Source organism: Actinomadura rubrisoli (genome assembly GCF_004349215.1).
Classification (GTDB): domain Bacteria; phylum Actinomycetota; class Actinomycetes; order Streptosporangiales; family Streptosporangiaceae; genus Spirillospora; species Spirillospora rubrisoli.
The window spans coordinates 1-8,421 of sequence record NZ_SMKU01000380.1 but is presented as its reverse complement, the minus strand read 5'-3'; the positions used below and the strand labels follow the sequence as shown (position 1 = coordinate 8,421).

At 73.4% G+C, this 8,421-nt stretch carries 8 protein-coding genes; 2 read left to right on the top strand and 6 right to left on the bottom strand.

Annotation, left to right across the window (positions count from 1 at the left end):
* Positions 1-182 precede the first annotated feature (182 nt).
* From E1298_RS40210 to E1298_RS40185, 6 genes are all read right to left on the bottom strand, one after another.
* A complete protein-coding gene (locus E1298_RS40210) occupies positions 183-2,951 on the bottom strand; it encodes a DEAD/DEAH box helicase (RefSeq protein ID WP_131902636.1) in 2,769 nt (922 codons plus the stop codon).
* Between the two features lie 215 nt (positions 2,952-3,166).
* A complete protein-coding gene (gene tatC, locus E1298_RS40205; RefSeq protein ID WP_131902635.1) occupies positions 3,167-4,063 on the bottom strand; it encodes a twin-arginine translocase subunit TatC in 897 nt (298 codons plus the stop codon).
* Between the two features lie 108 nt (positions 4,064-4,171).
* A complete protein-coding gene (tatA, locus tag E1298_RS40200; RefSeq protein ID WP_131902634.1) occupies positions 4,172-4,543 on the bottom strand; it encodes a Sec-independent protein translocase subunit TatA in 372 nt (123 codons plus the stop codon).
* Between the two features lie 31 nt (positions 4,544-4,574).
* Positions 4,575-4,796 (bottom strand): hypothetical protein, encoded by a 222-nt coding sequence (locus E1298_RS40195; RefSeq protein ID WP_243726121.1) that lies wholly within the window; start codon positions 4,794-4,796, stop codon positions 4,575-4,577.
* Positions 4,797-4,861: 65 nt separating this feature from the next.
* A complete protein-coding gene (locus E1298_RS40190) occupies positions 4,862-5,923 on the bottom strand; it encodes a helix-turn-helix transcriptional regulator (protein ID WP_131902633.1) in 1,062 nt (353 codons plus the stop codon).
* Positions 5,920-6,978: a helix-turn-helix transcriptional regulator gene (locus E1298_RS40185; RefSeq protein WP_131902632.1), complete on the bottom strand. Its 1,059-nt coding sequence runs from the start codon at positions 6,976-6,978 to the stop codon at positions 5,920-5,922. The genes E1298_RS40190 and E1298_RS40185 overlap by 4 nt, the downstream gene beginning before the upstream one ends.
* 339 nt (positions 6,979-7,317) lie before the next feature.
* Here E1298_RS40185 and E1298_RS40180 point away from each other — a divergent pair, with 339 nt between their 5' ends.
* Both E1298_RS40180 and E1298_RS40175 read left to right on the top strand, forming a co-directional pair.
* Positions 7,318-7,938: a hypothetical protein gene (locus tag E1298_RS40180; RefSeq protein WP_131902631.1), complete on the top strand. Its 621-nt coding sequence runs from the start codon at positions 7,318-7,320 to the stop codon at positions 7,936-7,938.
* A 156-nt stretch (positions 7,939-8,094) separates the two neighbouring features.
* On the top strand, positions 8,095-8,421 hold a 327-nt coding region (locus tag E1298_RS40175; RefSeq protein ID WP_131902630.1), incomplete at its 3' end, for a DUF3866 family protein.

Genomic DNA, 8,421 nt, shown 5'->3' with positions numbered 1-8,421 from the left:
GGCACCGTCAGACGTGTATAAGAGACAGTCTTATGGGTCTACGTTCTGTTGCGCGACGCCCAGGCACGCACCTCGCCGCGTTGTCGTCGGTCGACAGCCAACACCGGGCTGCCTCCCTCCTCCGCCTTGCGATGCACGCACCTGGACGCCGCTCACGACGAACAAGACCCATAAGAAACGCCCTAGGTGACCGAGGAGTAGGCGACGACGCCGCGGCGCATCGCGTCCATGGCGCGGCGGGCGGTCTTGCGGATGTGGCTGTTCTGGGGTGCGGCGTCGGCGACCTGGCCGAGCAGGTCGAGGAGCTGCTTGACGGCGCGGACGAAGTCGCCGGCGGTCTGGTCGCCCTCCAGCAGCACCTCGTCGAGGTCGTCGCCCTTGGCCCACCGGTAGGCGGTCCAGGCGAACCCGAGGTCGGGTTCGCGCAGGAACGACACCCGGTTGTCGCGTTCGACGGCGTCGAGCTCGCCCCACAGCCGGACCATCGCGGCGAGGGCGTCCTGCGCGGGCCCGGACGGGGTGCGGGGCGGGGCGGCGTCGTCGGGCTGCCGCGACTCGTACACCAGCGCGGACACGCACGCGGCGAGCTCGGCGTGGTCGAGGCGCTCCCACAGGCCCTCGCGGAGGCTCTCGGCGGTGAGCAGGTCCAGCTCGTTGTAGATGCGGCCGAGGCGGCGGCCCTCCTCGGTGACGGAGTCGCCGCGCAGGTAGCCGAGCTGCTGCAGGACGGCGCAGACCCGGTCGAAGGTGCGGGCGATCACCTGGGAGCGGCCCTCGACGCGGCGCCGCAGCTGCTCGGTCTCGCGTTCGAGGCGGAAGTACCGCTCGGCCCAGCGGGCGTGGTCCTCGCGCTGGTCGCAGCCGTGGACGGGGTGGCGGCGCAGCTCGGCGCGCAGCCGGGCGATCTCGGCGTCGTCGGCGGCGGACGCGTCGCCGCGGCCGCGGCCGCGCTCGCGGGCGTCGCCGGGGACCTTGTTGCGCAGGGTGGAGGCCAGGTCGCGGCGGTCCTGGGGGTTGCGGGGGCTGAACGACTTGGGGATGCGGATGCGGTCGACGGGGTCGACGGCGCGGGGGAAGTCCTGGATGGACAGCCGCTGCACCGACCGGTTGGCGGTCAGGACGAGGGGGGCGGGCCCGTCGGAGCGGCGGCCGACGCCGGGGTCGAGGACGACGGCGAGGCCGGAGCGGCGCCCGGACGGCACCAGGATCACATCGCCGGGCCGCAGGTGCTCCAGGGACCGGGCGGCCTCGGCGCGGCGGGCGGAGGTCCGCTCCCGCGACATCTCCGCCTCCCGGTCCGACAGGCGCCGCCGCAGCGCGGCGTACTCCATGAAGTCGCCGAGGTGGCATTCGGCGGCCTTGGCGTATCCGGCGAGGGCCTCCTCGTTCTTGTGGACCTGCCGGGCCAGCCCGACGACGGCCCGGTCGGCCTGGAACTGCGCGAACGACTCCTCCAGCAGCGTGCGGGCGCGTTCGATGCCGACGGCGCCGACGAGGTTGACGGCCATGTTGTAGGACGGCCGGAAGCTGGAGTTCAGCGGGTAGGTGCGGGTGCCGGCGAGCCCGGCGACGGACGCGGGCTCCACGCTCGGGCCCCACACCACGACGGCGTGGCCCTCGACGTCGATGCCGCGGCGCCCGGCCCGCCCGGTCAGCTGCGTGTACTCGCCGGGGGTGAGGTCGACGTGGGCCTCGCCGTTCCACTTGTCGAGCTTCTCGATCACCACGGTGCGGGCGGGCATGTTGATGCCGAGCGCGAGGGTCTCGGTGGCGAACACCGCCTTGATCATCCCGCGGGTGAACAGCTCCTCGACGATCTCCTTGAAGGTGGGGAGCATCCCGGCGTGGTGGGCGGCCACGCCGCGCTCCAGCGCGCCGAGGAAGTCGTCGTAGCCCAGGATCCGCAGGTCCTCCCCGGCGATGTCGGCGGTGCGCAGCTCGACGTGGGCGCGGATCTCCTCGGCCTCCTCCTTGGAGGTGAGGCGGAGCCCGGCGTGCAGGCACTGCAGGACGGCGGCGTCGCATCCGGCGCGGCTGAAGATGAACGTGATCGCGGGCAGCAGCCCGGCGCGGTCGAGGCGCTCGATCACCTCGGGCCGCGCCGGCGGCCGGAACCGCTGGGGGCGGGGGGCGCGGCGGCGACCGGTCCGGCGCCCCTGGTTGACCTTGGAGCGGCGGACCTCCTCGACGGCCATCCGGGTGAGCTGCGGGTTCAGGCGGGCCTGCCGGTCCTTGCCCTTGCCGGTGTCGACGAACAGGTCGTACAGGCGGCCGCCGACGAGCATGTGCTGGAACAGCGGGACGGGACGGTGCTCGTCCACGATCACGGCCGTGTCGCCGCGCACCTCATGGAGCCATTCGCCGAACTCCTCGGCGTTGCTGACGGTCGCCGACAGCGCCACGATCCGCACCGACTCCGGAACGTGGATGATCACCTCTTCCCAGACGGCGCCGCGGAACCGGTCGGCGAGGTAGTGGACCTCGTCCATGACGACGAACGCGAGCCCGGCGAGGGTCTGGGACCCGGCGTAGAGCATGTTCCGCAGGACCTCGGTCGTCATGACGACGACCGGGGCCTCCCCGTTGACGCTGTTGTCGCCGGTGAGCAGCCCGACCTTCTCGGGCCCGTAGCGGCGGACGAGGTCGGCGTACTTCTGGTTCGACAGCGCCTTGATCGGCGTGGTGTAGAAGCACTTGGTGCCGCCGGCGAGGGCCAGGTGGACGGCGAACTCCCCCACGACGGTCTTCCCGGAGCCGGTGGGGGCCGCGACCAGGACGCCGTCGCCGGCCTCCAGCGCCCGGCACGCCTCGATCTGGAACGGGTCCAGCTCGAAGTCGTACAGGGTGCGGAAGTCCAGCAGGGCCGGGCCGTTCCCGGCGGTGCGCGCGCGGTAGGCGGCGTACCGCTGCGCCGGGGTCTGTGCGGCCGACGTGGTGTCGGGGGTGGTCATGACATCGAGCCTACGGTTTCGACAGGCCCGTTTCCCAATTCGGGCCGCGTTTCCCCAGCGCGTTCGCGGGAGGCTGACCTGGGCGCGTCGTCCGCGCGTCTCCGCATGTCAGGCGCCTCCCAGGCCCGTCCGGGCATGCTGCCGCAGGGTCCCGGCGCGGGCCGCGCGGCGCCGGGTGCCCGTGCGGGCGGGGCGGGTCAGCGGGGTGGTGCGGGTCAGCGGATGGTGCGCTCGTCCTTCTCCAGCTGGTCCTTCTCCAGCTCGTCCTTCTCCAGCTCGGCGTCGATCTCCTCCAGGTCCAGCGGGGACGCCTCGTCGTCGGACAGCTCGTCGTCCGGGGGCGCGGGGGCGCGGTCCTTGCGCCGATCGTGGAAGAACGCGATCAGCTCGGCGAACTCGAACAGCACGACGGTGGGCAGCGCCAGCGCCAGCATGGTGAACGGGTCCTGGCTGGGGGTGGCGACGGCGGCGAACACGAACACCCCGAACAGCAGCAGCCGCCGGGACTTGCGGATCCGCTCGTGGGTGAGGACCCCGACCAGGTTCAGCATGACGACGAACAGCGGCAGCTCGAACGTCAGCCCGAAGATGAACAGCATCGCCTGGGCGTAGCCGAGGTAGTCCTGGACGCCGACCAGGACGGTGGTGTCGCCCGGCGCGAGCCCAATGAAGATCTTCAGGCCCTTGTCCATCGTCAGGTACGCCAGCGCGCCGCCGAGCAGGAACAGCGGCACCGCCGCGCACATGAAGATGTACGTCCAGCGGCGCTCCCGCTTGTACAGGCCCGGCGCGACGAACGCCCAGATCTGGTACAGCCAGATCGGGGACGAGATCAGCGCGCCGACGATCAGCGCGACCTTCAGGTGGACGAAGAACCCGTCGAAGATCCCGTGCACGACGAGGTCGCACTTGCCGGCCAGGCAGTGCTCGGGCGGGATCCGGGTGTAGGGCTGCTTGATGAAGTCCCAGATCGGGGCGAAGAAGATCCACCCGATGATGGCGCCCGCGACCAGGCCGAGGATCGCCTTGATCAACCGGTTGCGCAGCTCACGGAGATGCTCCATGAGGGGCATGCGGCCGTCGGGGGCGGCGCTCTGCCTGGTCAGCTTCATTGTGGGCATTCGTGGCTCGGGTTCGGTGCCGGGGTCCGCCGTGTCCGACCGGGCGCGCACACGGTCGGGGTCGCGGTCGGGGTCGCGGTCATGCGCGCGGTCGGGCCGTCAGCCGCTCTTGCGGGCCTGCCCGGGGTCGGGCACCGGGATGCCCTGGATCGGCTCACCGGACGCCAGCGCGCCGCGGGGACGCTGCGGGGCGCCGGTCCCGCCGGTGTCGCCGGTCGCCTCGCGCTCCAGCCGGGCGGCCTCCTCGCGGAGCTTGGCGGCCTGGTCGCGGGCCTCGGCCTGGGCCTTCGCCTGCTTGCCGGCGTCGGTGGTCTCGTCCTCGTCGTCGCGCAGGCCCTTGGTCTCGGCCTTCAGGATCCGCGCTGACTTGCCCAGCGAGCGGGCGAGCTGCGGCAGCTTCGCCGATCCGAACAGCAGGAGCACGACGACGAGGATGATCATCCACTCGCCGCCGCCAAGGTTGGGAAGCATCGTTGCAAATCCTCTTCAGCCGGAAGTCGTGCTAGGACGATCGTACGCCGTCCCCGGGCGATTGTGGCGCCCGAGGGTCCTGGAGATCGGTGAGTTCGTCACGCAGCGCCAACTGTTTCGGCCCGAGCCGCCGCCGGGTCCGCTCCAGTTCACGTCCGAAACGCCGCACGCCCAGGAACACCTTGAACGCGCAGTACGCGAGAACGGCCAGGCCGACGAAGCCCAACGACACCGACACCGGGATCCACGCCACGCCCGCCACCGTATCCGATGCGGCCGCCGCCGATGCCGCCGTCGGGGTCTCCGATGGCGGCGCCGTCACGCCAGCCCGTACCGGGCCAGCGCCCGGACGGCGTCGTCGCGGACGCCCTCGGCCAGCGACGCGGGCGCCACGACCCGGCCCTGGTCGCCGAGACGCAGCGCCAGGCCCCGCACCCAGCGGGTGTCGGGGGTCCGCAGCACCACCCGCAGCCGCCCCTCCCCCAGCTCCTCGACGCTCTCGCACGGGTAGTAGTCGGCGACCCAGCGGCCCAGCGGCGTCAGCTCCAGCGTGACCATCACGTCCTCGGGCGACGGGCGGAACAGCCCGGCGTCCACGTCGATCGGCTCGGCGTCGTCGGGCACCTCGGCGGGCACGTCCAGGACGGTCAGCCCCGCGATCCGGTCGAGCTTGAACAGCCGCACCGCCTCCGCGCGGCGGCACCAGCCCTCCAGGTAGGTGTTGCCCTCCACCACCAGCAGCCGCATCGGGTCGACGTCGCGCTCGGTGTTCTCGTCCCGCGCCGGCACGTAGTAGGTCAGGTGCACGCGGCGCCGCGCGGCGATCGCGTCGCGCAGCAGCCGCAGCGCCCCCCGCGCCACCTCGGGGTCGGTGGACCCGCCGCGCGCGTCGACCTCGACGGAGACCTGGCTGCTGACCGCCGCGGCGGCGCCCGCGGCGCCCTCCAGCTTGGCGATCACCCGGCTGAGCGCGTCGCGGTCCTGGAGGCCGGGGATCCCCGCCAGCATCCGCAGCGCCACCAGCAGCGCGCTGGCCTCGTCCACCTTCAGCCGCAGCGGCCGCGCGATCGACTCGGCCTCCGCGACGGTGATCTCCCCGCCCTCGTAGGACAGGTCGATCGGGCAGTACGGGTCGGGGGCCCGCAGCTCCACGCACCACAGCAGGTTCAGGTCGTCGATCAGCTGCTTCTCGGTCACCCCGAACGCGGCGGCGGCCTCGCCGAGCGCCACCGCGTCGCGGTTCACCACGTACGGGACCAGCGCCAGCAGCCGCGCCAGCCGGTCGGTCGAGGTCGACCCGGCCGCCTTACCGCCGGGCACCTTCCCGCCCGGCGTCTTGCTCCCGGGCGTCTTGCTCCCCGGCGTCGCCTTGGCGTTCATCGCCCGCCCACCGCCGTCTCGTCGTCGCCGCCCGCGGTGACACCGGCAGGGCCGCCGCCCGGGGTGACGCCGGCGGGGCCGCCGCTGTTCTCCCCGGCCGCCAGGACCGACTTCAGCTGCTGGATCACGGCCTCCCGCAGATCGGGCGGATCGAGCACCACCACGTCGTCGGCGAACCGCGCCAGGTAGGGCGCGAACCGGTCCACATCGCGGAACGACAGGGTCGCCTCGTCCCAGCCGCCGTCGCCCGCGGGCCGCACGTCACGCGCCCACCGGCGCGGCCCCTGCGCGGCACCGGCCCGCAGCCGCACCGTCGCCGGGCGCGGCTCCGACAGCGGGTCGCCCCAGTCGAACGCGATGCGCCGCACGTCCACGCCCTCCGGGACGGTGACCGCGCCGGGCGGCCCGTCCGGGACGACGTCGCCGGTGATGCGGCTCAGCCGGAACACCCGCTGCTCGTCGCGGTCGCGGTCGAACCCGACCACGTACCAGCGGCCCCTGCGGCTCACCACGCCCCACGGCTCCAGGTGCCGCCGCGCCACCGACGTCCGCCCGATCCCCCGGTAGTCGAACGCGACCGGGCGCCCGTCGCGGACCGCCTCCCACAGCGCCGGGAACGCCGGGTCGCCGGTGTTCACCCGCGGCTCGATCCCGACGGCGGTCGTCACGTCGGTCTCCACCCCGGCCGCCCGCAGCTTCAGCAGCGCGCCCGACGCCGCGTCCGCCATGCTCGCGCGCTGCCACACCCGCGCGGCCAGGCCCAGCACGGCGGCCTCGTCCGGCGTCAGATGGATGTCGGGCAGCTCGTAGGCCTGCGGCGGGATCCGGTAGCCGATCTCCTCGCCGCCGCCGCCCTGCTGGTCGCTGCCGACCTCCAGCGGGACGCCGAGCTCGCGCAGCTCCTCCTTGTCCCGCTCGAACATGCGCTTGAACGCCTCGTCGGAGTCAGGGTAGCCGGGCACCGCCCGCCTGATCTGCTCGGCGGTCAGGTAGCGCCGGGTGGCGAGCAGGCAGACCACCAGATTCAGCAGACGCTCGGTCTTGCGCCGTGACATACGACCCCCTTCCCCGCCGGACACGGACACGCTACCGGACCCGCGCCCGGCTCCTGCGGGAGTTGGACGACATGGCGGGCATGCGCGGGTTCCGGGCGCCCCGGCGCACGCGGCGCCGACGGCGGATCAGCCCGCCGCCCGTCCCCCGAAGTTTCTCCGGACGACCCTGACCTGGGGCAGGAGACGCCCACGGAGACGCACCAAGAGACGCCGCGAAGACGCCGAGAACACACGCCGGAGACGGACGCCCCATTCGATGCCGTCTGTGGCCCGCAGCGGGCCGCGGCGGGCGGGGGACCCGCCGATGGAAGCAACACCGTTGGAAAGGAACACCGTCCAATGAGCAGAGACGTTCTCATCCGGCGCACGGCCGGCCTCGGCCTCGCCGCCGCGCTGGGGGTGGGCCTCGCGGCGCCCGCGGCGGGCGCCGCGACCGCCGGCCGGCCCGGCCACGCCCCGGCCGCCGCCCTGGCGGCCCCGGCCGCACCGGCCGCTCCGGCGCAGGGGGCCGGGACGCCGAAGCCGCAGGTCACCGAGAGCGCCGCGGCGCGGGCCACCCTCAAGCAGCTCAAGGACGCGGGGGTGCCCGCGGACGAGATCCGCGCCGCCGCGTGGCGCAGCAAGACCGTCAAGCTCCGCTGGTGCTGGGGCGAGCGGAAGCCGAAGGTCGGCAAGGCGTCCGGATGGCGCTGCAGCTTCCTCGGCGCCTGGGTCGACATGACCTTCGTCTACAACGGCAGGAAGGTGTACCAGCACCGCGTCGCCTGCGACGACCGCGGCGTCTACAACGTCAACTGGACCTGGTGCGGCTACACCCGCAACGGCAAGCCCTGGATGAGCGCCGGCGGCAACTTCCGCACCCGCCTCGGCATCGGCAACGTCAACGTGTCCTACCCCTACTGGATGCGGCTGTACGTCAACAACCGCGGCAAGGTCACCAGCAGCGGCGCCAGGTCGTAACCGCTCCGCCGCACGATTCCCGGGTGGCGGGGGTGTAGCGGCACACCCCTGCCACCCGGCACGCCCTCCTCCCCCTCACGGGACGGGCCGGTTCACCCTCACGGGACGGGACGGGTTCACCCTCACGGGACGGGCCGGGGCGCTACCGTTCCCGGTGTGATCCGATGGCGCAAAGGCACAGTAGAGGGCATCCGCCGCGAATGGCCCGGGGCGGTCGAGCTGAACGTCGCGATCGAGGGCGAGGGCACGCACCGCGCGCTGGCCTACCCCCGCCTCGTCGGACGGCCCGAACCGGGCGACACCGTCCTGCTCAACACCACCGCCCTGGCCATGGGGCTCGGGACCGGCGGATACGCCATCGTCGTCGCCGTCCCCGACCGGCTCCCGCCCGACCCGTCCGGCCCCGGGCACCTCGTCAAGGCCCGCTACACCCCGCTCCAGGCCACCGTCCTCGGCGCCGACGAGCAGGACTCCCCCCACCAC